Here is a 26,928-nt window from a genome sequence, read left to right on the forward strand (position 1 = left end):
ATTCACCTCAGCATTTGTTACTCTTTATCAAATAATAGCATATTGCGAACAGCGCCACCGTATAGACCGCGATGATGAATATCGAGTCCATGCCGACCGTGTAGTCGGGGAGCATTATGCCTCTCATCACCATGCTCACATGCGTAAGAGGCAGAGCGTAGATCACCGCGGCAGCGAAATCTGGCAGCGCACTGGCATCGAACAGCGTGCCGCACAGGAAAGTCATCGGTATGATCACGATGCTGGTAAAAAGAGAGAGATTCTGCGTCTTGTTTGTCAGCATTCCCGCCAGCAATCCGAGGAGCGAGAACATGAGACTTCCCACGATGATCAGTACGAATATCCACGGACTGATCACCACCTCCGGCGACAGGAGCCGACTGACCACCAGAAGGATGGTGCAGCTTATGAGCGCCCTCGCCACTCCCTGTATGGTCTTCCCCAGGATTATGGCAGATATATGCAGCGGGCATAGCAGGAGCTCGTCGAAGCTCATGTAGAACAGCCTCTGGACGAGAATTTTCATGGACACGGTGCTGAACGTTGCGGACAGAGTCGTCATGGCGATGATTCCGGGTATGATGTACTTGACATACCCTGCCGGATCCTCCATGCTCCCTCCCACTCCGAAACCGAATGCGAGCAGATACAACAGCGGCCCTACGAGCGATGAGAGCAGAACCTCGATGAGATTGCCCTTCATGTACACCAGGTCACCCCAGGCAACACGGTAGGTCTCGTCGATCACACTCATTGCATGCTGCCTCCTCTGTCACCGGTGAGCTCCAGGAATACGTCCTCCAGGGTCGTCCTCCTGATGTTGTACATCCTGTCTCCAAGAGTCTGTGAGAACTCCTTGGCCTCAGGGATTGTGCCGAAGTACTCGACACGGCGCTTTCCGTCATCGTTGGTGGTATCGACCGTAATCCTCCCGATCCTGTCTCTCAATTCATCCACTGTGCCTATGGCGATGAGCTTCCCCTTGTCGATGATGGCCACCCTGTCGCAGAGGGACTCCGCCTCTTCAATGTAATGCGTGGTGAGGAATATGGTGGTCCCTCTGGAATTCAACATGCTGACCAGATCCCACAGCATGTGACGGGAACGGGTGTCCAGACCGGCGGTGGGCTCGTCCAGCAGAAGGATCTTGGGCTCATGGATGATGGCGCATATGATTGATGCCTTCCTCTTCCACCCTCCGGATAGTTCGCTGACCTTCTTATCCATATGGTCCTGCAGCTCCAGTATGGCCGCCGTCTCCTCCACAATGCGGTCGATATCCTTACGGGGGATCTTGTGCATAATCGCATGGTGCTTCAGGTTCTGCCTCACTGTTAGGTCTTTGTCCAGCGAGATGTTCTGCTGCGACATGCCTATGAGCTTCCTGGCCTCGAGATAATCCGTCTTGATGTCGTGTCCGCTGATGGTGATGGATCCTGTGACGTATTTCTGGATGGTCGTTATCGTGCGAATGGATGTGGTCTTACCCGCACCGTTGGGACCGAGGAAACCGAAGATCTCCCCCTCCTTGACATCGAAGCTGATTCCGTCTACGGCGGCGAAGTCTCCGAACTTCACCACTAGGTCCCTCACTTCGATGATATTATCCATTCAGTTACGCCCCTTCGTCACGACATATCTGCTGATGAGCACGAACGCTACAGCGTACAGTATGATGATGCATAAAGATATCCAGGGGAACTCAGTGTCCAGTATGGATGCCCTTATGCATGCGGTCGAGTGTGTGAGCGGTAATGCGTACAATATCCACTGCGCGAAATCTGGCAATGCATCGAGCGAGAAGATGGTCCCCGAAAGGAACGACATCGGTGTGATTACCAAAGTCGTGAACAGATTCATCGTGAGATGGGAATTCGCCAGCATTCCCGCCACTACTCCGAGCAGCGCATAGGTGAGACAGCATATCGGGATCATCAGGACACCTTGAATCGTCAGATGCATGTCCGGGGTGAGAGCCATGCCGATAGAGTACAGGACCGCGCAGCTGATCAGACTGCGGACCATTCCCGCCCATGCCTTTCCCAGTATTATGGACGTAGGTTTCATGGAACACAGGAACAGCTCATCGAAGCTCCTGAAATACGTACGTTGTATCATGACTTTCACGGCGACGTTGTTGAAGCACGACGTCATGGTGGACATAGAGATGACCCCCGGGATCATGAAAGCGATGTAGTCGAATCCCTCGACCTCTGCTCCCGCTCCGAATCCGTATCCGAACGCGACAATGTACAGCAGCGGAGTCACCAGGCATGTGATCAGCACAACCGCTATGTTCCTCTTGATGAAGACCAGGTCTATCCAGGCCACACGAAATGAGTCTCCTATGACAGTCATACCCTGAACTCCACCTCCTGCGTCGCTTTGGTGTTGTCCCTTCCAGTAAGCTCCAGGAAGACGTCCTCCAAGCCGGTCATCCTTGATGTAACCGTACAGCTCTCATCGAGAGAATCCCTAAACGCATTCGCCTCTTCACGGTCGTGGAAATAGCGATATTCTTTCTGGCCGCCTTCGGCCTTGTACTCGACCGTCCATCTGCCCAGGTCATTGCAGAGTTTCTCTGAGGAGCCCTCGGCTATGATCCTTCCGTGATCGAGGATTGCGATCCTGTCGCACAGTTCCTCGGCCTCGTCCATGTAATGAGTGGTGATGAAGATCGTCGTGCCCTTGGCATTCAGCTCCCTTATGAGTCCCCACAGCATATGCCTGGACTGCGTGTCCAAGCCGGCGGTGGGCTCGTCAAGGACCAGTATCGACGGATTGTGGATGAGAGCGCTGACAATAGCGACTCTCCTCTGCCAACCTCCTGAGAGGTTGATCGCCATATGGTCCATGTACGGGCCCAGACCCATTATCTCGACCAATCTGTCGATCCTCTCCTTGGCCTCCTTCTTCGGGATATGATGGAGTATCGCATGGTACACGATGTTCTCCCTGACGGAGACATCCTTGTCCAGAGCGATGTGCTGCTGTATGATCCCGACCTTCTCCTTCACCGGGTCGTCGAGACCTTTGACCTCATGGCCCTCGATGATTATCTTGCCGGAGGTGGGAGGCGTGAGGGTGGTCATGACCCTGATGGTGGTGGTCTTACCGGCACCGTTGGGACCGAGGAAACCGAAGATCTCCCCCCTCTTCACGTTGACGTCTATGTTGTCCACTGCGGTGAAATCCCCGAACTTCTTGGTGATGCCCTTACCGCTGATTATGAAATCATCTGTCATTGATCTCCTCCAGCTCCCCTTCCAGGTCCTCGTACAGTTGCAGGAGCCTCTCCCTAGTCTCGTCGTCCGCATCCCACATCTTGCGGTAGATGGCCTCCAGCAACCTGCTGGTGACCTCCATCATCGCATATGGGTTGGCGTCCCTGAACCACTCGGCGTTCTCCTTGTTGAACAGGAAATTGTCGGCTATGGATTTGTATTCCCACCCTTCGATGATATCGGAGGTGGCGTCCCATCCGAAGACGTACTCGGTCATCTTGGATATCTCCTGGGCACCCTTGAATCCATGGGGCTTCAATCCCTCGAACCACTTCGGGTTGTTGATCTTGCTGCGGAAGATATAGCGGCCTTCTTCGTCGATCGTCTTGGTCTTAATGTTGCTTGTGTCGGCGGAGAAGCCTATAACCGACATGGGAAGCTCCCCCTTGACGGATTTCACTGCTGCGTTGAATCCTCCCAGGTCTGTGTAGACATCGTCGTTGTCGAACATGTCGTATTCCCTGCTGACGCTGTTCTTAACCGTGACGTCCATGCTCATGAGCCTGTGCCTGAATGCATCGGACTTCCTCTCCCCGTACCTGCCGATGCCGTATGCATACTCGCCGTAGTCGCGATAGATCTTTCCGAGCTCGGAAGGGTCCTTCCAGTCGGATGTCCTGATCAGTATGTTGGTTCCGGAACCGTAGCTGCCCGGGGCATCGCCGAAGATGCGTATCATCGCATCCTCCCTGGCCTGGTCTTCGGGCATGCCTTCCTCAATCGATGTGACTATGTCCTTCCTGAGGTTCGCGAGAAGGTAGTTCTCCTCCTCCGTCTCGTCCAGCTCCATGGCCATGCGCACGGCCCTGTCTATCATCCTCACGAGGTTGGGGAACGTGTCCCTGAACAATCCGCTTATCCTGAGGGTCACATCGATCCTCGGCCTTCCCAGCTCCGAGACCGGGATGACCTCCAAGTCCTTCACGCGACCGGCGTAACCGGTCCATACGGGGCGGATCCCCATCAGCCAAAGGACGTATGCGGTGTCGTCGCCGCCGGTCTTCATGGTATCCGTGGCCCACATCACGATTCCGATGTTCTTCGGATAGCTTCCGTGCTCATCGACGAACCTCTCCAGCATCTGGTCGGCCATCTTCTTCCCTATCTCCCAGCTCGAATGCCAGGGGACCGCGTCCGGATCTATCGAATAGAAGTTCCTTCCCGTGGGCAGGATCTGGGCCCTGCCCCTGGTCGGGCATCCCGACGGGCCGGGCTCGATGAACCTTCCCTGGAGGGCCTCCATGACGCTGTCCACCTCCTTGCCCATCTTCAGGAGGTTGGGGTGGAGCTCGTCGCAGATGAATGTTATGACCTTCATCATGTCCTCCGGACTTCCGTATCCATCCGCCAAGGACAGGCAGCGCTGCTTGTCGAATCCGTACTCCATCATCTCGGATATCATGGATTCCATCGTGGTCTCCACATCCTCCAGCACCTGTCCCTTCATCAAACCGGTCCTCGCGTCGATCTCTGAAGCGTGATTCTGGATGTCAAGGATATCGTATCCTTTCGCTGAGGCGATCGCCTTCCTGAGCGAAGGTATCTCACCGTTGTCCACACGGACGAGGCTGTACACGTCCTCCTCCATCCTCTTGCCCTGTGAGACGTCGCCGAGTATGTGCAATCCATCCTTGATCAGGTTCTCCTTGATGTCTACGACGTAATCGTAGAGGTCGTCGAACTTATCGTCGAGTTCCTCGTCAGAGCATGTATGCTCCAGCTTTAGGTCGTTGTACATGTCCATCCTCGCCAGGACCTCCCTGAGCTTCGACCTTATCAACGGCAGGTTCTGGTCCTGCTGCTGCGTCTTTGCGGCCATGAAGTTCTGGAGGATGCCTTCCAGTTCGAGGATGTCATCGTAGCCTCCGGCACGGGTCATGGTGGGGATCATGTGGTCGATTATGACCGCCGCGGCCCTCCTCTTGGCCTGAACCCCCTCTCCGGGGTTGCCTATCACATAAGGGTAGATGTCCGGCAGCGAGGTTTGGATGTAATCGGGACAGCAGTCCCCGCTGAGCGCCACCGATTTGCCCGGAAGCCACTCCAGGGTGCCGTGGGTGCCCACGTGGATCACCGCGTTGGCCCCGAAGTCGTTCCTCAGCCATTTGTAGTAAGCGTAATACTGATGGGGGTGCAGGACATTGGGATCGTGGTAGTTCGCCTGTATGTCCCTGCCCCTGTCGGGCTGGAATCCGACGAGGATGTTCCCGAATATCGTTCCGGGGACGATGATGTCTTTACCGACCGTATAGAATTCACCGGTAGGCTTTCCCCAGTCCTTCTCGATATGCTCCTGCACCGTTTCTGATAACTCCTGGTACCATCCGTCGTACTTATCCGGGGTTATCAGGTCCAGAGAGCGCTTCTCCACCTCCTCCTTGGAGATCCATTCCGTATCATTGGTCAGACCGTTGAGCATGATCTCGACCAACTCTCTGGAATCCTCCGGGATGTGGTTCCCTACATCGTATCCATCCTCCTTCATCCTCCTTAGGATGCTCACGACGCTGCCGAATGTATCCAGACCTGCGGCCCCTCCGGCATCCGCGTTCTTCGGCGGATACTGATAGAGAAGGATCGCGACCTTCCTATCCTTGTTCTGGATGTGGCGCAGCTTCGCCCACATGATCGCCATGTCGGCCAATCTATAGACCCTGTCCTTAATCCCCTTGTAATAGTAGACTCCCTTGGAGGATGATTCTGTGCTGGCGCTGGGAACACCGATGATCTGTCCGTCGAATTCCGGATGGACGACATCATAGGCGACCTCCGCTGGATTCAATCCCTCCAAGTGGGAGCGCCAGTGCTCCTCCGTGGCTGTGAGGGTCATGGCCTGGATGATCGGGATCCCGTATCTCAGATAGAAGTTGTCCTCGCAGACCTGGTCTCCCACACCAGGGGTGGCGATGAGCGTCTGACTGAAGCTCATCGTGTTGATCGCAGCATCTAGAACTGGCTTCCCATCGATGGTGAGTTCCTCCTCCAGAAGCCTCTTGATTCCCTTGGAACCGTCCACCTTGTTGTCGTAGGTGTTGAAGAACATGGCGACGGGGTTCCCTCCCAGTTCCTCCACCGCTCTGATCAGGCAGTCGATGTTGTCGATGTTAGAGTTGATCCACTGCTTCTGATAGAAGAATATCCCGATGTTGGGCTTCGACGGATCGAGGTTCCTCACGTACTCCGAGAACGACGTGTCCTCCAGCCCGGGGTAGTATATCCCCTCTGTGATCGGACGGATGGGGTCTGGCACCTCGATATCCAGATTATCGAATCTCCTGAGCGCCCACATCATCAGTGAGGCGTAGTTCTTGTCCCCTCCCAGTACCGCATACCTCATCACGAGATCGTACTCATCGTCGGTACCGATGAAGTGCTTCCTGAAGGCCTCGGTGACACAGTCGTCCGTACAGCTCAGGTGCATGCACACATGATGGAGCTCGATGGCACCCTGGAGCTTGTCGAACTTCTTGCAGTAGGATGTGTCCCCGTGGACCTTGATGGTGACGAAATCGGCCCCGGAGATGAATTCAACCGCTTCGGCCAGGCACAGCGGGTCCTCGTCGAGATCCGCACTGTCGTAGTTGCGGTACTCGATGTCGTATCCCGCGGCGCAGACCTCCTGCACCGCCTTGTTCGTTAGGAAACTGTCATTGGTCCCTATCGATATATTGACATACCGCACCTGTCCGCACCTCCCTGCCCGGTCATATTGGATTCTACATCCATCTCGTCTGAGAGGATGATTCACTTCATAGGTATTTGTTGGTTGGTTCTTCCGTCAGCGGATGACCGCTCTCACGCTCTCCGCAAGCCTGTCCGCGTTGAGGTCCTCGAGCCTGAAGTAAGTTCCCTCTAGTGCCTGAGCGAGCTTCTCGGCGTTGTCGAACCGTATGAATCCCGCACTCGCATCGATGACGATCCACTTGACCTGCGGGATCGCCATGTCCTCGGCGAGCTTCAGGACCTCGTCGTTGGCATTGGCGCCCTCGCTCAACGCGACATTCGCGCGTCCGTCCGTGATGATTACGATGTAGCACATCTCTCCGACATGGGAGCGGGAATAGGATGTCATGTAATCGTTGACGGTGATGAGGGCCTGGGCCAGCGGGGTCTTCCCGCCGGTCGGCATCTCCTCCAGTTTCCTATAGCTGTACTCCACCGACCTTGTCGGAGGAAGGACCAACTCGGCAGAATCGCGCCTGAAGGCCATCATTCCGATCCTGTCCCTCTTCACATAGCTGTCCCTGAGCATGGATAGGACTGCGCCCTTCACGGCGGTCATCCTCTTCCTGACCCCCAGGGAACCGCTGGCATCCACCAGGAACAGTATGGTGCATCCTGCACGCATCTCGCGGACCTTCTCCCTGATGTCCTGTTTCTGGATGCTGATGGTCAGCCCCTCGTGTTCCCTCCCCTTCTGGAAAGGGGCCGCTGCTCTGACAGTGGCGTCGAATGCTATGTCGTGAGTCTTATCGGCCGGGATCCTGGACCTGGCGTAGCGTCCGGAGGAATCCGAACTCTCGACCATCATTCTGCGGCCCTTCTTGGCGGATGTCTTCGAGACCTTCCTCGGACCGTCGTTGAGGTAATCGACCACTCTGAACTGCTCCCCTATCTCGAAGACCATGTCATCCAGCAACTGCTGGAAATCCATATCCGGCGGCTCCGGAGGGGGGTCCTGCTGCCGATCGTCCTGTTCCTCCTCCGGGGGCTCGGGCTCCTGCTGGTCGTTCTGATCCTGATCCTCGGGCGGTTCCTCATCCTGATCGTCCTGTTCCTCCTCCGGAGGTTCGGGCGGCTGCGGCGGAGGCTCCTGCACATAGTTGCGCCTGTGTGCCAAACAGAGCATTGCCGCCTCTTCGACGTCCTTCTTCATGACCTCGTCGCGGCCGTTGAGCGCCGCGAGCGCCTTGGCCGTGTTGACCATGCATATGTCGCCGCGGTAACCATCGGCCAGCACCTTCATCGCAAGTTCGACTGATACTCCCATCAGATCATCGGACATCGAGACCAGGGGCAGGATCTTCTGCGCCCTCACGATGTTGGAGATGAGCTGATCCTCTTCTTCTTTGTAAAGTGAGACGAATGATGCGGGATCCTTCTGGAAGTCCATGTTACGCCTGAGGATCTCCGCCTTCCTGTCATCCTCCTGGGGGAATGCGGCATATGCACAGAGATCGAAGCGGTCCAGGACATGCGAGCTCACATCGGAATCGTTGGGATTCATGGTTGCTATCAGCATGGTGTCCACGGTGTATTCCGCGGAGACGCCTTCCCTCTCCAGAACAACCCTGCCTTCGATGACAGAATTCAGGAGGGACATCAGTATCCTCTGGTCCATGAGGTTCACGTCATCGACGTAGACGATGTTCCCGTCGGCCCTGGACAGGAGCCCGGGCTGCATGACGGCCTTGCCCTCCTTGATGGTGGCGTCGATGTCCATCCCTCCGAAGAGCTGCTCCTCGGATACGTTCACGGGAACGTTGATTATGTTCTTACCGCAGATACGTCCCACGGACCTTGCGAGTACGGTCTTGGCGGAACCCTGCCCGCCCCTTATCATGACCGTCCTTATGTTGGGATTGACCAGCATGCACTGCATGGCCCTCTTGGCGTCCTCCATGCCGAGGACTGCTGAGAATGGGAAGGACCTCAGATCGACTGGAGGCATCTCTCGAGCTCCTCCGTATCGAATGCGGCCTCCTCGAAGGGTCTGCGCCTCATGCGGTGCGAAAGGACGAGTGCCGCCACGGCCCTGATGTCATCCTTGTTGACATCGGTCCTGCCGTCCAGGGCCGCATTGGCCTTGGCGGCCTTCATCATGGTGATGTCGGCCCTGTGGCCGTCGATCCCGAACGAGGTGGTGATGGATACGATCGCCCTGATGATGGAATCGTCGGTCACGACCTTGGGAAGGAGCTCCCTCGCCTTGGTGATCTTCTCACGCATGGCATCGGTCTCCGCCTTGCACTCCGCAGTGTACTTCGCGGGGTCGGCATCGAAAGCGACCCTGCGCTTCACGACCTCCATGCGCATCTCCATGTCCTTGTCACCCTTGACGTCCACGGATAATCCGAATCTGTCCAGGAGCTGGGGCCTGAGCTCTCCCTCTTCGGGATTCATGGTCCCCACGAGGATGAAACGCGACGGATGGGAGAAGGACACGCCCTCCCTCTCGATGTAATTGACTCCCATGGCTGCGGAGTCCAGGAGGAGATCTACGATGTGATCGTCCAAAAGATTGACCTCGTCCACGTACAGCAGGTTCCCGTTGGCCTGCGCCAGGACTCCGGGCTCGAACTTCTTCTCGCCGGTCTTCAGTACGTGCTCGATGTCCAGGGTTCCCGCGACACGGTCTTCGGTCGCACTCAAGGGAAGCTCCACGACCCTCATCTGGACCTGTTCAGGGACAAGTTTCTCTCCTTTTGCCAGCTTCTCTGCGCAATAGGGACATAGCCTGTCAGGCCTGGAGGGATCGCAGTTGAAGACACAACCTTCAACAGTGTCCCTGTAGGGAAGTATCTGCGCCAACGAACGGACGGTGGTCGACTTGGCGGTACCCTTCTCTCCTTTGATGAGCGCACCGCCGATTCCGGGGTCCACCATGTTGAGGAGGAGAGCCCTCTTCATGTCCTCTTGGCCTACGATCGATACGAACGGGAATAGGAGTTTCTCCATGATTACACCTGGTGATTGACTGTAACAACGACCTCGGATATAATTGGTATTATAAACCAACTGTTTGGCTGCATACTGCTGGAAAAGTGTTATGTCGATGACATCAGCAACAATGAGAGAATCCATCACATGAGGAATCGGGGTTCTCCGGCAAGGTGTCGTCAAAACCGTCGCTCATGATGAGATGAGGACTGCCGTTGTCGTCGATGATCTTGCACTTGACCCCGTATACGGTGAGAATGTTCTCCTCGGTAATTACATCCTTGGGCTTACCGACCGCGAAGATGGACCCCTCGTGCATCAGGATGATGCTGTCCGAATACTTGGCCGCGATGTTAATGTCGTGACTTATCATTATCACGAGAATCTTCTCTTGGCGGGACAGATCCCTAAGCATCCTTGATATCCCCAACTGGTGTTTGATGTCCAGATTCGAAGTTGGTTCGTCCAATAGAAGAATTTGCGGCCTCTGGACTAATCCCCTTGCCAAAATAACGCGCTGATGCTGGCCTGCGGAGAGTTCATTGAAGGGCCTCATGGCCAGATCGTCGATGCCCAACATCTTCAAAGTATCATATACGATGTCTAGATCTTCGTCGGTGGTCTTCCACCCCGCGTGAGGGTGCCTACCCAAAAGAACAGTGTCCACCACGGTTAAGGGAAATGTATCCGGCGAGGTGTAGGGCACGTACCCGATTTTCTTTGCCATTTCCTTGTAATTGTAATCCTTAACGTCTTTCGAATCAAGAAGTATGGTCCCTCCGCTTGGAGACAGGATCTTGTTGATGCAATGGATGAGTGTGGATTTGCCGACACCATTCGGACCCAGAATGCTGACCAGCTGTGGGCCGGTGATGTTCAAGCTGATGTCCTTCAGAACATCCAGGTCCGTGTAGCCGAAAAACATCTTGTTCGCATCTATTTCCATAGGCAATCAACCTTTTGACATCCCCAATACCATTATCGAAATATATGAACAATTGGATGTAACATCCAATGATATATACTCGATATTGTATTTCATAGAGACAGGTGAATACATATGGACAAAAAAGTCTCAACGGTAGTCGCTGTCGTGGTTATTGTCGCCGTGATAGTAGCCGCGGCCGTAGTTGTCATGTATGGCAACAACAACCATGGAGGAGCCTACAAGATCGATGGCGCCCTGATGGTTTACGGTAACGCTGACGGTGATTACAAGATTGACAACAATGACGTAAAACTCATTGAAGACATTATTGACGGAAAGAAAGATTTTGCCGACTACCCTTATGCCGACGCGACATACGACGGCAAGGTTAACTCAGATGATGTCGCTTTGACAAACAAGATCATCAAAGGCGAAAGCTGTTCGGTTAACGTAGTGAGCACACATTCCATCCAGGATTACGTCGTCAGCGTTAAATGGCCCGTGAAATCGGCCATCGCTACCGGATCCGCGAACATGCTCCTGATGTACAGCTATGCTCACATCGAGGATAACATCCACGGAATATGCTACACGACCTCATCCCCTCCGAACAAAGCCCTGTTCCCCTCCTTCGTCAACTGCACTCAGATTGGTACCTCCACTACCAAGATTAACATGGATCTCGCATCCCAGGTGCAGAAGGACTATGGTGTTACTTGTATGCTTCTGGACCGCACTGCCTCCACCTTAAAGAACGAGGAACCTCTGCTGGTCGAGATGGGAATCGATGTCGTGAGGCTCAACGCTGCCTGTGTAGACGCAAAGAGCTTCCAGTCACAGCTCCTCATGATCGGATTCCTCTTCCAGACGGATACCGCATGCCGTGAAATCGCTGACTGGACGCAGAAGACCATGGACGAGATTCAGAAAAAGACTAGCAAGCTCAAGGACGACGAGAAGTATTCGGTCCTGACTGCAAACGCTGGATACCCCAGAGCATGGATCTCTGGTGGAAACTCCGACTACAAGGATGTAATGATTCAGGCCGGCGCCAACTATGCACTGTCGGATGAAAAACTGGCAGAGATCAGTACGTACGCATCCGGTGCCTACTTCAACGAGGGAGACACATGGATTTACGACCTGGATGTGGACAAGTTCGTCGCAATCCGTACTGGCGGATGGTACTCCGGAGACATCAACATCGTCGATATGTGGGAGAACCAGTTCGCACTCCTCAAACAGATGGACTGCTACAAGGAAGGTAACGTCTACATCATCCCCGGTGATGCACCCATCATCCTGCGTGTCGTTTACACCGCAGCCTTGCTGTATCCTGACCTGTTCACCATGGAGTGGGCAGACAAGCTCAACAAGGAGTTTATGGAGAAGTTCTATCCAGTCGACATCAACCTGGAAGGAAAGATTTTCTACATAACAAAAGAAATGGTGGAGAACACTATAGCTTGAAACATTTTTCCAGGGCATCTGCCCTGGATCTTCTACAGTGATTGAATGAACGAGAATGCAGACACTGAACATACATCATTCAGAGACGAGTACGGGACCTACATAGTCAGGAAAATCGTCCTTATCGTCTTGTGCATCATCCTGTCGATATTCTTACTTGGTTTTTCAATCTACATAGGCGGCTCGGATATCGATTTCGCCAGAGTCTATTCACTTTTGATAGACCATCTCATGGGTCACGAATATGAAACAGGTACAATCGATTTCATCGATGATTATGTCGTTTGGAATCTGAGGTTGCCCCGCGCTCTGATTGGAATAATTGCAGGAGCAGGATTGGCCGCGGGCGGTGCGGTCATGCAGTCAGTCATGAAGAATCCTCTGGCAGACCCATACACCACAGGAATATCCTCTGGGGCCTGTTTCGGAATGGCCATTGCCATAATAGTGGGACTGGAGATAGGCTCCGGAACAATTCTGGGCGATACTGGAGGTGTCCTAAACGCATTCATCTTCGCAGTCGTACCGATGCTTCTGATCATCGTTTTGAACCAAAGGATTGGTGCGTCCCCTACGACACTGATCCTAGCTGGAGTGGCCATATCTTACATCTTCAACTCTCTGACTACGATCCTGATGATGATGACCGATTCAGAGACCCTGGCCAACGTTTATCGCTGGCAGATAGGATCCCTCAGTAACAACCTGACTTGGAATGATTTCCCAATCTTGGCATCGGTGAACATTGTAGGATCGATAGCGTTGATTATGCTCTCATCCAAGCTCAACGTGCTAACCCTAGGAGATGCTAGTGCGAAAAGCCTTGGTATGGACGCGGACATGATGCGCGTGGTCTGCCTTTTCATCATCTCTCTAATGGTGGCATCAATTGTCAGTTACTGCGGAATAATAGGATTTGTCGGACTTGTGGTCCCGCACATCATTCGCATACTAATCGATTCTGACAACAAATTCGTTATCCCGGCATCCATGGCCCTGGGGGCTGTTTTTCTCATATCCGCAGATATAGCGGCAAGACTGATATCTCCGTTGGATGCCATACCTGTAGGCGTCATCCTTTCATTCGTCGGTTCGCCGATATTCCTCTACCTGATCATAAGGCAGAAGAAGGAGGTGTGGTGATGAATCCTCTGACATCTATCTACAGGGCCCTTACGAAGAAACATCTGTTATTGATAGTCGCCGTAATCCTCATTACCATAGTCATCACGACCTATTCAATATGCGTCACCCAATATAGCATATCCTTCGAGGAAGCTTTAACGGTGATCCACAACCGCCTTAATAACATCCTGCCGAGCACCAACAAGGAAGAGCTCCTCGATTTCATCGTATGGGATAATCTGATTCCCCGCGGTCTCGCAGGAGTCCTGATAGGCGCAATACTAGGGGTCTGCGGTTGCCTGATGCAGTCCACGATAAGGAATCCTCTGGCCGATCCGTATACCACCGGAATATCGTCAGGAGCGCTGCTGGGAGTCACTCTGTATGTGATCTTCGGCATATCCCTGATCCCCGAGAGCGTATCCGGCGTCGGCATGATGACTATGGCCTTCATATTCGCACTCATCCCGTGCTCCGCGATACTGCTGATCTCGGCATTCAAGAAAATCTCCTCGACGACGATCGTTCTCATAGGAATTGCCCTGATGTACTTCTTCACATCCGTATCCACGTTATTCCGTTATACCGGTACGGATGAGAGTATCGCCATCATCTATTCCTGGACTGTCGGTACCTTGGGAAAAGCGGGTTGGGATTCTATCATCCCCCTTTTGTTAACGACGATTCTCATCGTCGTGATCTCGATGTATCTGGCGAACAGCATCAACGTCATGTCCACCAGCGATAAGCTCGCGATATCCCTCGGAGTGAATCCGCAGAGAATACGCTTAATCATGATGGTCGTGGTTTCTATTTCAGCTGCAATAGCGGTATGCTATTCAGGTACCATAGGCTTCGTCGGTCTGGTCGCCCCTCACGTGTCAAGGATATTCGTGGGTTCCAATGCCAAGATACTCATCCCGACATCCGCCTGCATAGGCGCATTCATGCTGATCGCTGCGGATGTGGTCTCACGTATAATCATCCCGACCGGTCTCCCTGTAGGAATCATCACTTCTCTGGTAGGAGGTCCGCTGTTCCTGCTCATACTCATCAGACAGAAGAGGAACGCCTGGGGACAATGAGGAGCGGGGTGTCGCTATGAAATTAACAATCGTATCCGTCAGAATCCGTGACGGTTCATATCTTGCAAATTCCATCAGGCAACTGCAGAACGAGGGATATGACATATCTGTGGAAGATTACGACTACGGAGATATAGACAACAATCCCGATACTCTGTCCTCCTTCCTGGATTCCTTAGATTCTACTGATTTCCTCTACATATGGGTATCCGGGAATCTGGAATATTTCAAGAATTACAGCATCGCCCTGAAGAAAGCCTCCAGGATGTCGATACCGACATTCATCTTCAACGCCAGCCGCGAAAGGGCCGATGAGCATAGGGGCACGTTCCCCTATCCGGATCCGGACTACGAGATCCTTTACAACTATGCCCTTCTGGGAGGCTCGTCCAATTTCAGGGGCATCGGCTTCTGGATACTGAACAATATCGCGGGAGAGAAAAACGAGCTACCCGAACCCCAGATTCCTCCCGGACAGGGCGTGTACAAACCAGGTTGCACAGACGTGTCTTTCGAGACTCACATACCGTAGATCGACCACAGCAAAACAGTTGTCGGAATATTCATGAGCCAGAGGCGCTGGAACGGGATGGATCTCGCCACTATTGACTCATTGATGGATTCCATCGAGAAACAGGGCGGTTATCCGCTCACGGTTTTCTTCACATACGCAGAAAAGGAAGAATCGCAATCGATTGGCATCAGGAACATCATAGACAAGTATCTGATGGAAGACGGAAAACCCCTGATCGATGTAGCTATCAATACGATATCGTCCTCCGTTGTGACTGAAGCCAAATTCAACTCACCGCTTCCCGAAGATCCATTCTTGGAAAGACTGGATGTCCCCATTCTGCAATCACCAATGCTGGTCAAATCGGAATCTGAATGGAGGGGGAGCATATTCGGCCTTACCACCGCAGAAATTGCGTACGATGTGGCCTTCCCCGAATTCGACGGTCAGATAATCACAGTACCGCACTGTTCTACCGTTCATGAAACGGACGGGATCAAGCATGTCCCCATAGAACAGCGCACCAAGGACGTCGTCGAGATGGCCATCAGATGGGGCAGGCTCAGACACATCCCCAACGACAGGAAAAAGGTCGCCATCCTCTTCTACATGTACCCTCCCCAGATATCGAACGGAGGGAGCGCTGCCGGCCTTGACACCTTCGAAAGCATATCCAATCTCCTCAAGAGGATGTCTGAGGCAGGGTACAAGCTGGATTGGGTTCCAGATGACCGCAAGGACCTTTCTGACAGAGTGATGAGCTAGGTTACCAACGACATCGAATGGACGAATGAGAATGACCTCCTGTCGAGGGCCTGCGCAATCATCGAGCCTGAATCCTATGAGAGATGGTTCTCCACCCTCTGCGAAAGGGAGAGGGAAGGCATGATCAGGGATTGGGGCGAACCGCCGGGAGAGATCCTCACCAGCAAAAAGCGCATCGCCGTGCCTGGAGTCATCAACGGCAATGTCATGCTAAGTTTCCAACCTGCTCGCGGAAAGGACGTGCAGGCGACTTATCACAATCACAACTGCTCCATTCCCCATCAGTACCTATCCTTCTACAGGTGGCTGAAGGACGAGTTCAAGGCGGATGCCATCATCCATGTGGGAACACATGGGACACTGGAGTGGCTGCCTGGAAAATCAGTGGGACTGTCCGAGGATTGCGCCTGCGACTATGTCCTCTCCCAGCTCCCCAATCTTTACATCTATGTCATCTGCAACCCCGGAGAAGGGATCCAGGCCAAGCGCAGGAGCTATGCGGCATTGGTAGACCATCTCATACCTGCGCTCATGAGAGCGGGCTCATACGACGAACTCAGCGAACTGGAGGTGGCGATTCAGTCCTTCATGCGGATGAGGGGCAGCAACCAACAGGTTCAGATGGAGGCGTACAGGAGCAACGTCTTGGAGCTCATAAAGCAACTGAACCTTGAGAGCGAGGCCGGGATCAGGGATGACTCGACCTCAGAGGAGATCGATGAATCGATCGTCCGTCTTTACGACTACGTCGAAGAGGTCAAGGAGAACATCATCAAGGACGGTCTGCACATATTCGGCAAGGTCCCGGAATCAGAGCGCATGCTAGAGATGATATACTGTCTGACCAGGCTCCCAAACGATTCAGTGCCTTCGCTTCCCAGATCCATCGCGGAAGCCAAGGGCTATGACCTGATCCAATTGCAGGATCACGCCTCGGACATCGATCCCTTGACGAACAGGTTCAACGGGGAGGTCGCTGAGGATATCGCCAATCTCACCATGCAATTCATAGAGAGATGCACATCGGTAGATTGGGAACATACCGCGTGTTCCGAGATCATCGATTCGGAATTCAGCGGCAACGGAAACCTGCACTCGGTTGCAACCTTCATCTGCGGAGAACTCTATCCAAACATCAGGAAGACCACATATGAGATCGATAGCCTCCTCCATGGGTTGGACGGGGGATATGTTCCCCCGGGACCGTCGGGCTGCCCCACCAGAGGGAGGGCGCAGATACTTCCCACAGGGAAGAACTTCTACGGGCTCGATCCGGATGGTATCCCTTCACAGGCCAGCTGGAAGATCGGATGCACCATGGCGGACCAGATGATACAGCGCTTCCTGGATGACAACGGCCGCTATCCGGACAGCATAGGCATAGTGCTGTGGGCGACTGACACCCTCAAGACGGGGGGCGACGATGTCGGCTATGTGCTATGGCTACTCGGCGTACGCCCAGTGTGGGCAGGAACCGGCGATTGTGTGACCAGACTCGAGATAATACCGTTGGAAGAGCTGGGGAGACCCAGGGTCGATGTCACTGTAAGGGTCAGCGGACTCTTCAGGGACGCTTTCCCCAACTTGACGGCCATGATCGACAGGGCCGTAGAGATGGTGGCCGAATTGGATGAAGACGAGGAGAGCAACCACATCAGGGCCAACTACCGCGAGGACCTGTCGAAGATGATTGCCGACGGAATCCCGGAGGACGAGGCAAGGTCTAGATCCCTCTCCCGCATATTCAGTTCCGCACCGGGACAGTACGGGGCCGGAGTGAACGTCCTCATCAGGAACTCCTGCTGGGATGAAAGAAAGGAGATCGGGGACTACTACATAGGTGTGGGCGGCTACCGCTACGGAATAAGGAACAACGGAGTACTGGACGAGGGATTGTTCAGGAACAGGATGGCGAAGATAGAAGTGACCGTCAAGAACAGCACCAGTCGCGAGTACGACATGTTCGACAACGATGATGTCTTCATGTACCTCGGTGGATTCAATGCCGCGGTGGAATCCGTCACGGGTAAGAGGCCCATGTCCGTGATCGGTTGCTCTGCCGACACTTCCAGACCTGTATTCCGCACCATCGAGGAGGAATCCAAATTCATATTCCGCAGCAAGGTCCTGAATCCGAAATACGAACAGGGGCTGCGTGTACACGGCTTCAGAGGCGCGACCGAGATCAAGCACATGTTCGAATACATCTTCGCATGGGATGCGACATCGGATATCATCGAGAACTGGATGTACGACCGTCTCGCAAAGGATTACATCGTCAAAGAAGACGTCAGGGAGTGGATCAATGAGGCCAACCCATATGCCATGCGCGATATGATCGACATCCTTATGGAAGCGTACGACAGGAAGATGTGGGATGCTTCCGACGACCTCCTCAAGGAGTTATCGGACATCTATCTGGAGAATGAAGAGATCATCGAGGAGCTGACTGACAGCAAGGGTAGATGAGGTCCTTCCGGTGACCGATCTTCAGAACGCTGCATTCTTTCTCTGCTTATACAGGATGTACAGGAAGATCGGAGCACCGATCAATGCCGTTATGACTCCTGCTGGCAGACCGCCGGGTATCCTTCTGACAAGGATATCGGCACAGATTATCATGAATGCCCCCAGAACGGCTGATGTAGGTATCAGGATCTTGTTGTCGCTTCCGACGAATAGCCTTGCGATATGCGGGGCCACCAGACCTACAAAACCGATTGTTCCTGTGTAGCAAACACAGATACCCGTGGCGATGGAGATGCTAACAAAACAGACGACCCTAGTCAGGATCGGTCTGACTCCCAATGCCTTAGCCATAGAGTCTCCTGAGGCCATGACGTTGATGTGATTGGCCAGGATTATGCCGATGACCAATATCAGAACGGTACCTGCTAGGAGTGGGACAGCGAAATCCCATCCGATGACGGTGGCCAGTGTTCCGATGCTCCACTCGTAGATCTCCTGGAGAGCATCAGGATCCGCATTGAACTTGATGAATGTGGAGAACGCGTTGAACATGTACATTATACCGATACCGATCAGGACCATCATGGTTGGACTCATCTTCTTGAAAGATGAGATCACAGTGATTACTGCGGCAGGTATCAATGCGAACAGGAAGGCATTGACGATGTTGCCTGCGTTTCCGGTGAACACAGGGATAATGCAAACGCCGTATACGATCCCGATAGTCACTCCGAGCATCGCGGCTGATGATATACCGATGGTGTATGAATCCGTCAAGGGGTTCCTGGTGATGGATTGCATCATGGCTCCGGAAACTGCCAATGAGATACCGACGAGGATTGCGGCCACCGTCCTGGGCATACTGCGGTCCAATATGATTGAGGCCTTGACTTCCTCCATACGGCTGTCGTAAGGGGTTCCGGTAAGGGTCTTCCTGAGAATCTCCAAGACCTCTTCGTATGTTATCGTCATGGTCTCGATGGTCGCTGAATAGATGCTCAGAGCAGCGATTATGACTATGAGGATCATCAGGTAGACCAATCTGCGGTGCTCCTTTGCCCTGTATCCTTTGATGTGTTCCTCCACGGGAGCTTCCGGCGGAGTATCCTTCACAGGTTTCAGAGCCTTCAGATTCATTCACCACACCTCCTTCTTTTCCCTTATGATGAGGAACAGGAAAATCGGTGCGCCGATGAATGAAGTGACCACTCCAATCGGAATAGTTGCACCGAGGTCCATCCATCTTGCCAGACAATCGCAGGCAAGAAGGAAGAATGCTCCGAATGCCATTGCGGCGGGTATTATGAATTTGTTATCGGAGCCCAGAATCAGCCTTACGATGTGGGGAATAACCAATCCTACAAAACCGATTATTCCTGTGAATGCGATCAAGCATGCTGTCATGAATGACAGGACTGTCAAACAGATTATGCGAAGGTTCTTGCCGTCAAGACCCAAGGCTTTAGCGTCCTTGTCATCCAACGACATGAGGTTCAGCTTATTGGCCATAGGCCAAAGGATGCCTGCTCCTACCAGCAGCACCACGAACAGAACGTAGACAGGTGTCCAGCCTAGCTCTGCAAGGTTTCCTATCTCCCAATGGTAGACGTGCGCAAGGTTCTCAGAACTAGTCGATACCAACAGGAGTGCCGTAAGTGAACTGAACAGGTACGAAGTGGCTACTCCAGCGAGAATCAATGTCGATGGTGATTTGCGGAAGAACGGGGACATGATGATTATGACTGCGACAGGGACCATCGCGAATACTATCGCGTTGAGCACGGTCGCGTATTCTCCGACAAAACCGTTACCGATCCTGAAACCCAATACTGCAGCGATGGCCATTCCGAACACTGCACCAGAAGATACTCCTGTTGTATACGGATCGGCCAACGGATTCTTCATGACACTCTGCATGACAGTTCCGGCGATCGCCAGTATGCATCCTGCGATTACCGCCAGGAATGCGCGAGGAATCCTGTATTCCCAGATGATCCTGTCATCGTATGCATCCTCAGGGCTGACGTCGCCCTTGAGATGGTTGATAACTAAATCAAAAACCTGCTCCACAGATAGATTCCTGGTTCCCACTGCCAACGAAATGAACGTTACGGCCACAGCCAAGGCGACGCATACCAGAATGAAGGCATACTTCTTGCGACGCTCCTTGGCGTATTTGACACGCAGTTCATCGGAATCCATTTTTCAATCAACACACCTGAATGTTCCGGGACCCTGCTGAGCAGGGATCCCGGTAATGAGTTTAGCAATAGTTTCAGTAAAGGGTCGATCCGTCAACGAAGAACTTCATCTCGGAAATGTCCAGGTCGGACTTGATGAAGAAGTTCTTCACGAACTTCTCATGGAGCTCGTTGACCTTATCGACAGTCAGACCATCGTTGAAGATGCTCTCGACGAACAGAACCCTCACAGGTACGGGCATAACTCCGGATATCAGGTACTGGTGCTCTCCGTCGGTGTACTCCCAGTACTTGCAGAATGCATCAGTGTATCCTTTCAGGGTTGCCTCGTTGATTGTTCCACCATAGTTGATGTTCGTCCTGATGTGGATGGTGTAATCCCAGTGATTCTTCTCGGTGTTGTAGATGTCGAGGTTGGTCCAAGTGTTGTATGATGTCTTGCCGCCGAAATCGATTCCGGGCAATCCAAAGGACAGACCAGCTGCGATCAGAACCTCAGTATAATCGGAACTGGGGGAAGAGACATAAGCATACTTGGTAGGGTCTGCCATAGATGATGCGCATCCCTTGAGACTTCCGTCGCCCTTGTACTTCACGATAAGCTTACCGCACTCATCGTAGAGCGCCAGCAGGCTCTTGGCCCTGTCTTCCTTCTGGAAGAGGAATCCCAAAAGGAGAATGGTGTGGGTATAGGCCTCAGAATCTACGGCTGCTGCTGCAATCCTTACAACATCGACTCCACCCTTCTCGAAATCTGCCTCGTTCTCGATGTAGGTCTTGTTCCAATCAGTGATCAGAGCTGTCACGTTCTGCTCCTTGATGACGTCTGAGGAACCGGCCTTTCCGTCCTCGAATGTGATGGCCCCGGTGTTGCTTCCCAGGTTGACACACTTGCTCTTGTCGAGATAGGTGGTGTCGAACAGGGCCTTGTCCGCGGAAGAGGAGGAGTAACAGGCTCCCTTGACCTCGCTTACGATATCCATAAGCTGGAGCATCATAAGTCCGTTAGCAGAACCGGTAGCGATCGTGGATGTGATCGGGTACATGGTCTGGACGATCTCCATTGCCATGACTCCCTTACCGTTGTCATGATAGTTCACATGCCAAACGGGTACCTGAGCATCGCCGTCTTTGTAATTCAGAATGGCTTTCACAAAGTCCACATCATCGCTGTCGATGACGCCGTCGTTGTTGGCGTCGGCAAGGGGGTACTTGTCAGCTGTTCCTTCACTCTTAATAATCTTCTCAATCTCGGAAACGTCCTTGTCATCGAGAACCTTATCACCGTTTGCGTTACCCAAAACCTTCAGATCTGCATCCACAAGCACTGTGGGTGATGAGGGCTGGCCGCTCATAATGACGGCCGCAGATATTCCTGCGATCGCAATTACAGCGACGGCAACAATCGCGATGATAGCATTCTTTGATAATGCTGCCATTTTATCACTTCAAAGCAATTCGGTAATTGGATGTATTATCCGTTTGCTGGATGTATCAACCATTAAGTCATATTTATTATTGGCGAGAATGTACAACCACATCAACTGGTCGTTATCCTACAGACCGCATCCTGACACAGAGGTGCTTCCAGTGAACCGTCGTCATGCATTATCAGATGAGGGGTGCCCTCGTCATCTATGATCGTACAGTCCACACCGTACACTTCCTTGATGTTCTCACAGGTCAGAACTTCCTGCGGTGTTCCCACCGCATAGATGCCTCCGTGATGCATCATTATGACGTTGTCAGAATATTTCGAGGCGATGTTGAGATCGTGACTGATCATAATGACCATGATGCTCTCTTCTCTTGACAGATGCTTTAACAGCTTAGAGATTCCCAGCTGATGCTTGATATCGAGATTGGATGTCGGTTCATCGAGCAGGAGAACGTCGGGTCTTTGGACCAGTCCACGGGCGAGCATCACCTTCTGGTGCTGTCCGGCCGAAAGCTCGTTGAAATTACGCATAGCGAGGTCTTCGATCTCCAGCTGTTTGAGTGTCTTGTATACGATCTCAAGATCCTCGTCGGTGGTTTTCCATCCTGCATGAGGATGCCTTCCCAGCAGAACTGTATCCACGACGCTGAGAGGGAATGTATCCGAAGATGTGTAAGGAACATAACCCACGTGCTGGGCGATCTCCTTCTGGTTGTATTCCGAGATCTCCTTGTCATCAAGAACAACGGTACCGACGGTCGGTGAGAGGATCTTGTTGATGCAATGGATGAGGGTGGATTTACCGACCCCGTTCGGGCCGATGATTGAGATGAACTGTGGCTGACTAAGGTCAAGGCACACATTTTCCAGCACAGGAACGCTGGAGTACGAAAAACCCATTCCGTTGAACCTCAATTCCATACTATAGTTGGAGGAATAATCCGATATAAAACCATTCTGTGAAAGATAACGATTTAATGGTCAGATCACACTACTGAGGGCATGGCCAAGACGATAAAGATAGATGAATCCAAATGTAATGGATGCGGGCTTTGCGTGGAAGCGTGCCACGAGGGTGCTCTAGCTCTCGTCGATGGCAAAGCGAAACTTGTGAGACCTAACTTCTGCGACGGCATGGGTGACTGCCTGCCGGCCTGCCCTCAGGATGCGATATCCTTCGTCGAGGATGCTCCGAAGCAGACGATCCCTGTATCGCCCGGTTTAGGAAACTTGCCTATGATGAGCTCACCCAACATGATGTCCGTACCCGGTGTCCAATGGCCCATACAGCTCGCACTTGTTTCCCCGATGGCCGATTTCCTTAAGGGCACCCTTATAGTAGCTGCTGACTGCACTGCGTTCAAGGTCGAGAACTTCCAGAAGAAGTTCGTCAATGACGACCCCATGGTCATAGGATGCACGAAGCTGGATGACAGGGCAAGATTCGACAAGCTTGTGGAGATATTCCGTAACAGACCGATCGAAAAGGTCATGGTCATCAGGATGGAGGTCCCCTGCTGCAGCGCCATGACCAGGACCGTGAAGGCTGCCGTTGAGATGTCCGGAAAGGACATCCCCGTGTCTGAGACGGTCATCTCCAGATCGGGAGAGGTCATCAGCTGATATCAGAGATCGTCCAGGTCCGAATCGTAGGAATGGATGAACTTACCCTTGGATCCCTCGACGATCTCCGAATCCACACCGTAGACGTCCTTGATCATCTTGGGCGTGATGACCTTCTCGATCTCGCCAGAGTCGTATACCGATCCGTCCTTGAGGACCAGGACCTTGTCAGAGTACCTGTAGGCCAGGTTGAGGTCGTGCATGGCGATTATCATGCATGCGTTGGTCTCGTTGATCACCTGACGCATGACCTTGAGCGTGTCCAGCTGGTTCCTGAGGTCTAGGGCGCTGGTGGGCTCATCGAACACATAGAACGACGGTGCCTGGGCGAGAGCACGAGCGAGCGTGACCCTCTGACGCTGTCCTCCGGATAGTCTGTGGATGGGCCTGTCGTACAGGTCATCGATCTTCATGCGGATCATGGCGTTGGCGGCCATGGCGATATCCTCTGAGGAATATGACCACTGCACGTACGGCCTGCGGCCTATGAGGACATTGTCATAAACGGTGGCGCTGCCGAAGAACACCGCCGTCTGGGGGACATAGCCGATGATCTTGGCATACTCCCTCTTATCGATGTCGGTGATGTCCCTGCCGTCGATGCATACCCTTCCGGCCATCGGGGACAGGACGTTGCATATCGTCTTGATCATGGTGGACTTGCCGGCACCGTTCGGTCCGAGGACCGTCACCACCTCTCCCGAGTTGGCCTCCATGTCGATGTCATGGATGATCACCTTGCCCTGGTATCCCTGCGACAGCCCTTCCACGGTCAGCTTCACAGTCTCGACCCCCATTTCCTGTTGGTGACCAGCCATATGAAGAATGCTCCTCCGATGAGGTAGAGGAAGATGCCGACCGGCAGCTCGCCCGGACGGATTATGAGCCTGCAGAACAGGTCGGACAACGAGAGCACGACCACCCCCATCAGAGCGGATGCGGGCATCAGGTACCTCGCGTCATTGCCTATTATTATCCTGCAGATGTGCGGTGCCATCAGACCTATGAATCCGATGACTCCGGTGAATGCTAGGCATACGGCTGACATCAGCGTACATACAATCAACCCCTTCTTCCTGAGCTTCTCCACGTCCACTCCCAGGGAGCTTGCGACCTCGTCGCCTGCTGACAATGCGTTGAGATCCATTGACTGCTTGAACAGATAGATCAGGCACACCACGATCACAGGGAATATGATGAGGTCGATTCCCCACGAACCGTTGGCCATGGTCCCCATAATCCAAAGTGTAATCTCCCTCAGCTGATCGTCATCCGAGAAGTATTTGGTGGACATGATTCCGGCCTGGAACAGGTAGCTCACCACGACTCCCGAAAGGATCAGGAGCGACCTGGATGACGATCCTCTCCTGGACATCATTATGACCAGTGCTATGCTGGCCAAAGCCGTCAGGAACGCGAACAGCACCCTGAGCAGGCTTCCGTATGTGAAGGATGTGCCCAGCAGGTGGAAGTTGGTGCCCATGAAAGTGAGGCCGAACACGGCGTCCCCCAGCAATATAGCGATGGCCGCTCCGAACGATGCCGCTGTGGATACCCCGAGGGTGAACGGGCTGACCAGCGGATTGCGCAGGACCGCCTGCATCATCATTCCTGCGGCACCCAGGCTGACTCCGGTCAGAATGACCAGTATGGCCCTTGGCATCCTTCCGTCATAGACGAATGAATAGTAGTAATCCTGCGACGGCTCGGGCACGAGATCGGGCAGTAGCGGATGGAAGAAAACGCAGAACAGGTCTCCCAGAGGGATGTCCACGGAACCGAGGCATATGGCCGCTATGAACGTGACGATGGATGCCGCGATCAGAGCTAAAAGGAACAGGATCTTCTTACGGATCGATGCATCGTACTTCCCCTCGAAGGTATCCGCATCTATCTTGTTGCGGATTATGCGGGAGAGTTCGACCTTCTTATCCTCAGCCATGTTATCGGTCCGTACTTCATCCCGACCAGTCGGGTCAGGGATTGTGTGAATTGGTTGTATATTCCGACAGTTTGATAAAACGGTTTGGATGGGGTATGACCCCCATCCTTTTTGATCCTTCAATCGATGCTCGAGGGCATTACTTCCGCGAGGTCTCCGTTCTCGTCGAACTGGAACTCCCAGATGTAGGTCTCCGTATTGGGTCCGAAACCGTACAACTGCTTGTATTCATCGACGAGATCCGAGACGGTGAAGTCCAGATCCATTCCGACGATCTTCCCGATTGCGGCATAAGCGATGTAGTCCATGGGCCCGGAGAGAAGGTCGCTCTCGATTGCGAAGACATTGCTGTCCGATCCATCGATGTAATCGAACTTGTAAACATGGATGGACTTAGAATTCCACTTGGAAAACAGCTGCTCTGCCTGGTCCCCAGCAGAACCTCTCAGGAGGAGCAGTTTGATGGGCGTCTCCTCGTTGATGACGGTGAGGGATGCGAAGATTCCTTCCGTCTCGGGAGCCTTGGTGGTCGGGCTCGTGGGATTGAGTCCCTCTATGAGCCTGGTGGCGTTTTTGCCATAGATCTTCTCCACTGTCTTGCTCAGCTCCCCGGTCTCGTTGTAGAATGCCCCGAGTCCCAAGAAGTAGAACAGGAAGAGGTCGGAATCCACAGTCTTCTGGGAGACGACGGGCTGGATGACTTTGTTCCTGAGCTCCTTGTAAGCGGAATAAGCTTTCTTGATCTCATTGGTGTTACCGAACAGGGTTGCCATCTTCTCCATATCCTCCAGCATCGTCTCTCCGAAACAGTCCAACTTGATGGTGGTGATGTTGGCATTGGCGCATGCAGCCTCTGCCGCTGCAGACAACGTGTTACTGCTGACAGGTTCGATGATGTACTTGACCCCCTTCTGCTGAAGGTACTCGATGTTGGACATCGTCTTGGCGGAAGGCTTGTCAGAACTCATGTCGATTTTCGTGAATCCCGCCTCGTAATACTGTTGTGACTTGTTCTCTGTGTAGAATATTATATTGTCCACTTTGTCCGTCAGACCGAGGATCTTCATGGCCATCGCAGGGTTTGTCGATACGATGGTGCATGATGTCAGGGGTTCATCGAGCGTAATGGTGGCTCCTGAGCCGTCCACGATTGTGATCCCGGTCGGTTCTGGATCGGGATTTTGCTGTGCAAAGGCGAAGTATGCGCCTACTCCTATTATCGCGATGGCGATAACCGCGATTACGATCATTGTTGAATTCTTGGTTATGTTGTCGCCCTCCTTTCCTTACAGGGTGTGTAGGCGAAAGAAGTTGCTCATAGTAGATAAGGTGGATGGTGACGATTATTCATATGCTGGATATATAAAGGACATAACATCCATATTAAGCGGTGATAATATTTTCAAAGTTTTTGGTGTTACTAA

General features: G+C 53.0%; 20 protein-coding genes and 1 pseudogene. 6 read left to right on the plus strand and 15 right to left on the minus strand.

The features are described from left to right. Positions 1 to 7 precede the first annotated feature (7 nt). The 8 genes from PED39_00150 to PED39_00185 all read right to left on the minus strand — a co-directional run bounded on the left by PED39_00150 (position 8) and on the right by PED39_00185 (position 10,890). Positions 8 to 754 carry an ABC transporter permease gene (locus PED39_00150; GenBank protein ID WII07643.1) on the minus strand — a complete coding sequence of 249 codons (747 nt, stop codon included), beginning with the start codon at positions 752 to 754 and terminating at the stop codon, positions 8 to 10. Further along, positions 751 to 1,611 carry an ABC transporter ATP-binding protein gene (locus PED39_00155; protein WII07644.1) on the minus strand — a complete coding sequence of 287 codons (861 nt, stop codon included), beginning with the start codon at positions 1,609 to 1,611 and terminating at the stop codon, positions 751 to 753. The genes PED39_00150 and PED39_00155 overlap by 4 nt, the downstream gene beginning before the upstream one ends. Next, positions 1,612 to 2,358: an ABC transporter permease gene (locus tag PED39_00160; GenBank protein ID WII07645.1), complete on the minus strand. Its 747-nt coding sequence runs from the start codon at positions 2,356 to 2,358 to the stop codon at positions 1,612 to 1,614. Beyond that, positions 2,355 to 3,245, minus strand: coding sequence for an ABC transporter ATP-binding protein (locus PED39_00165; protein WII07646.1), 891 nt, complete (start codon positions 3,243 to 3,245; stop codon positions 2,355 to 2,357). Before PED39_00165 ends, PED39_00160 begins: the two co-directional genes overlap by 4 nt. Then, the gene (gene cobN, locus PED39_00170; GenBank protein ID WII07647.1) at positions 3,235 to 6,966 is read right to left on the minus strand and encodes a cobaltochelatase subunit CobN; all 3,732 of its coding nucleotides are present in this window, start codon (positions 6,964 to 6,966) and stop codon (positions 3,235 to 3,237) included. Before cobN (PED39_00170) ends, PED39_00165 begins: the two co-directional genes overlap by 11 nt. 96 nt (positions 6,967 to 7,062) lie before the next feature. After that, positions 7,063 to 8,955, minus strand: a complete 1,893-nt coding sequence (locus PED39_00175; protein WII07648.1) for a VWA domain-containing protein — start codon at positions 8,953 to 8,955, stop codon at positions 7,063 to 7,065. Continuing rightward, complete coding sequence (locus PED39_00180; GenBank protein WII07649.1) at positions 8,937 to 9,962, minus strand: AAA family ATPase; 1,026 nt, start codon at positions 9,960 to 9,962, stop codon at positions 8,937 to 8,939. The genes PED39_00175 and PED39_00180 overlap by 19 nt, the downstream gene beginning before the upstream one ends. A 103-nt stretch (positions 9,963 to 10,065) precedes the next feature. Further along, positions 10,066 to 10,890 carry an ABC transporter ATP-binding protein gene (locus PED39_00185; protein ID WII07650.1) on the minus strand — a complete coding sequence of 275 codons (825 nt, stop codon included), beginning with the start codon at positions 10,888 to 10,890 and terminating at the stop codon, positions 10,066 to 10,068. A 114-nt stretch (positions 10,891 to 11,004) separates the two neighbouring features. Here PED39_00185 and PED39_00190 point away from each other — a divergent pair, with 114 nt between their 5' ends. The 5 genes and pseudogenes from PED39_00190 (at position 11,005) to cobN (PED39_00210) (ending at position 18,300) form a co-directional block, all read left to right on the plus strand. After that, a complete protein-coding gene (locus PED39_00190; protein ID WII07651.1) occupies positions 11,005 to 12,342 on the plus strand; it encodes a hypothetical protein in 1,338 nt (445 codons plus the stop codon). 45 nt (positions 12,343 to 12,387) lie between these two features. Then, positions 12,388 to 13,485 carry an iron ABC transporter permease gene (locus PED39_00195; protein ID WII07652.1) on the plus strand — a complete coding sequence of 366 codons (1,098 nt, stop codon included), beginning with the start codon at positions 12,388 to 12,390 and terminating at the stop codon, positions 13,483 to 13,485. Further along, on the plus strand, positions 13,485 to 14,552 hold the full coding sequence (locus tag PED39_00200; protein ID WII07653.1) for an iron ABC transporter permease: 1,068 nt from the start codon (positions 13,485 to 13,487) through the stop codon (positions 14,550 to 14,552). Before PED39_00195 ends, PED39_00200 begins: the two co-directional genes overlap by 1 nt. A gap of 16 nt (positions 14,553 to 14,568) precedes the next feature. Beyond that, positions 14,569 to 15,084, plus strand: coding sequence for a hypothetical protein (locus PED39_00205; protein ID WII07654.1), 516 nt, complete (start codon positions 14,569 to 14,571; stop codon positions 15,082 to 15,084). Beyond that, positions 15,085 to 18,300, plus strand: a pseudogene (gene cobN / locus PED39_00210) (cobaltochelatase subunit CobN). A gap of 21 nt (positions 18,301 to 18,321) precedes the next feature. Here cobN (PED39_00210) and PED39_00215 read toward each other — a convergent pair. The 4 genes from PED39_00215 to PED39_00230 all read right to left on the minus strand — a co-directional run bounded on the left by PED39_00215 (position 18,322) and on the right by PED39_00230 (position 22,860). Next, complete coding sequence (locus PED39_00215) at positions 18,322 to 19,437, minus strand: iron ABC transporter permease (protein WII07655.1); 1,116 nt, start codon at positions 19,435 to 19,437, stop codon at positions 18,322 to 18,324. Next, the gene (locus PED39_00220) at positions 19,438 to 20,502 is read right to left on the minus strand and encodes an iron ABC transporter permease (protein ID WII07656.1); all 1,065 of its coding nucleotides are present in this window, start codon (positions 20,500 to 20,502) and stop codon (positions 19,438 to 19,440) included. A 73-nt stretch (positions 20,503 to 20,575) separates the two neighbouring features. Further along, complete coding sequence (locus PED39_00225) at positions 20,576 to 21,940, minus strand: dockerin type I repeat-containing protein (GenBank protein ID WII07657.1); 1,365 nt, start codon at positions 21,938 to 21,940, stop codon at positions 20,576 to 20,578. 101 nt (positions 21,941 to 22,041) lie between these two features. Beyond that, entirely contained in the window at positions 22,042 to 22,860 is an 819-nt protein-coding gene (locus PED39_00230; protein WII07658.1) for an ABC transporter ATP-binding protein, read from the minus strand. 81 nt (positions 22,861 to 22,941) lie between these two features. Between PED39_00230 and PED39_00235 the strand changes: the two genes are divergently transcribed. After that, positions 22,942 to 23,562 (plus strand): 4Fe-4S binding protein, encoded by a 621-nt coding sequence (locus PED39_00235; GenBank protein ID WII07659.1) that lies wholly within the window; start codon positions 22,942 to 22,944, stop codon positions 23,560 to 23,562. Positions 23,563 to 23,564: 2 nt separating this feature from the next. Here the strand turns inward: PED39_00235 and PED39_00240 are convergent, their stop codons facing one another. The 3 genes from PED39_00240 to PED39_00250 form a co-directional block, all read right to left on the minus strand. Next, on the minus strand, positions 23,565 to 24,380 hold the full coding sequence (locus tag PED39_00240) for an ABC transporter ATP-binding protein (GenBank protein ID WII07660.1): 816 nt from the start codon (positions 24,378 to 24,380) through the stop codon (positions 23,565 to 23,567). Beyond that, the gene (locus PED39_00245; GenBank protein WII07661.1) at positions 24,341 to 25,504 is read right to left on the minus strand and encodes an iron ABC transporter permease; all 1,164 of its coding nucleotides are present in this window, start codon (positions 25,502 to 25,504) and stop codon (positions 24,341 to 24,343) included. Before PED39_00245 ends, PED39_00240 begins: the two co-directional genes overlap by 40 nt. A gap of 119 nt (positions 25,505 to 25,623) precedes the next feature. After that, entirely contained in the window at positions 25,624 to 26,754 is a 1,131-nt protein-coding gene (locus tag PED39_00250; protein WII07662.1) for a hypothetical protein, read from the minus strand. Positions 26,755 to 26,928 lie beyond the last annotated feature (174 nt).

Source organism: Methanomassiliicoccales archaeon LGM-RCC1 (genome assembly GCA_030168575.1).
Taxonomy (GTDB): Archaea; Thermoplasmatota; Thermoplasmata; order Methanomassiliicoccales; family Methanomethylophilaceae; genus Methanoprimaticola.

Coding starts and splice junctions, on each gene's coding strand:
- PED39_00150 (WII07643.1), bottom strand. CDS start 754: ATGAGTGTGATCGACGAGACCTACCGTGTTGCCTGGGGTGACCTGGTG.
- PED39_00155 (WII07644.1), bottom strand. CDS start 1,611: ATGGATAATATCATCGAAGTGAGGGACCTAGTGGTGAAGTTCGGAGAC.
- PED39_00160 (WII07645.1), bottom strand. CDS start 2,358: ATGACTGTCATAGGAGACTCATTTCGTGTGGCCTGGATAGACCTGGTC.
- PED39_00165 (WII07646.1), bottom strand. CDS start 3,245: ATGACAGATGATTTCATAATCAGCGGTAAGGGCATCACCAAGAAGTTC.
- PED39_00175 (WII07648.1), bottom strand. CDS start 8,955: ATGCCTCCAGTCGATCTGAGGTCCTTCCCATTCTCAGCAGTCCTCGGC.
- PED39_00180 (WII07649.1), bottom strand. CDS start 9,962: ATGGAGAAACTCCTATTCCCGTTCGTATCGATCGTAGGCCAAGAGGAC.
- PED39_00185 (WII07650.1), bottom strand. CDS start 10,890: ATGGAAATAGATGCGAACAAGATGTTTTTCGGCTACACGGACCTGGAT.
- PED39_00190 (WII07651.1), top strand. CDS start 11,005: ATGGACAAAAAAGTCTCAACGGTAGTCGCTGTCGTGGTTATTGTCGCC.
- PED39_00195 (WII07652.1), top strand. CDS start 12,388: ATGAACGAGAATGCAGACACTGAACATACATCATTCAGAGACGAGTAC.
- PED39_00200 (WII07653.1), top strand. CDS start 13,485: ATGAATCCTCTGACATCTATCTACAGGGCCCTTACGAAGAAACATCTG.
- PED39_00205 (WII07654.1), top strand. CDS start 14,569: ATGAAATTAACAATCGTATCCGTCAGAATCCGTGACGGTTCATATCTT.
- PED39_00215 (WII07655.1), bottom strand. CDS start 19,437: ATGAATCTGAAGGCTCTGAAACCTGTGAAGGATACTCCGCCGGAAGCT.
- PED39_00220 (WII07656.1), bottom strand. CDS start 20,502: ATGGATTCCGATGAACTGCGTGTCAAATACGCCAAGGAGCGTCGCAAG.
- PED39_00225 (WII07657.1), bottom strand. CDS start 21,940: ATGGCAGCATTATCAAAGAATGCTATCATCGCGATTGTTGCCGTCGCT.
- PED39_00230 (WII07658.1), bottom strand. CDS start 22,860: ATGGAATTGAGGTTCAACGGAATGGGTTTTTCGTACTCCAGCGTTCCT.
- PED39_00235 (WII07659.1), top strand. CDS start 22,942: ATGGCCAAGACGATAAAGATAGATGAATCCAAATGTAATGGATGCGGG.
- PED39_00240 (WII07660.1), bottom strand. CDS start 24,380: ATGGCTGGTCACCAACAGGAAATGGGGGTCGAGACTGTGAAGCTGACC.
- PED39_00245 (WII07661.1), bottom strand. CDS start 25,504: ATGGCTGAGGATAAGAAGGTCGAACTCTCCCGCATAATCCGCAACAAG.
- PED39_00250 (WII07662.1), bottom strand. CDS start 26,754: ATGATCGTAATCGCGGTTATCGCCATCGCGATAATAGGAGTAGGCGCA.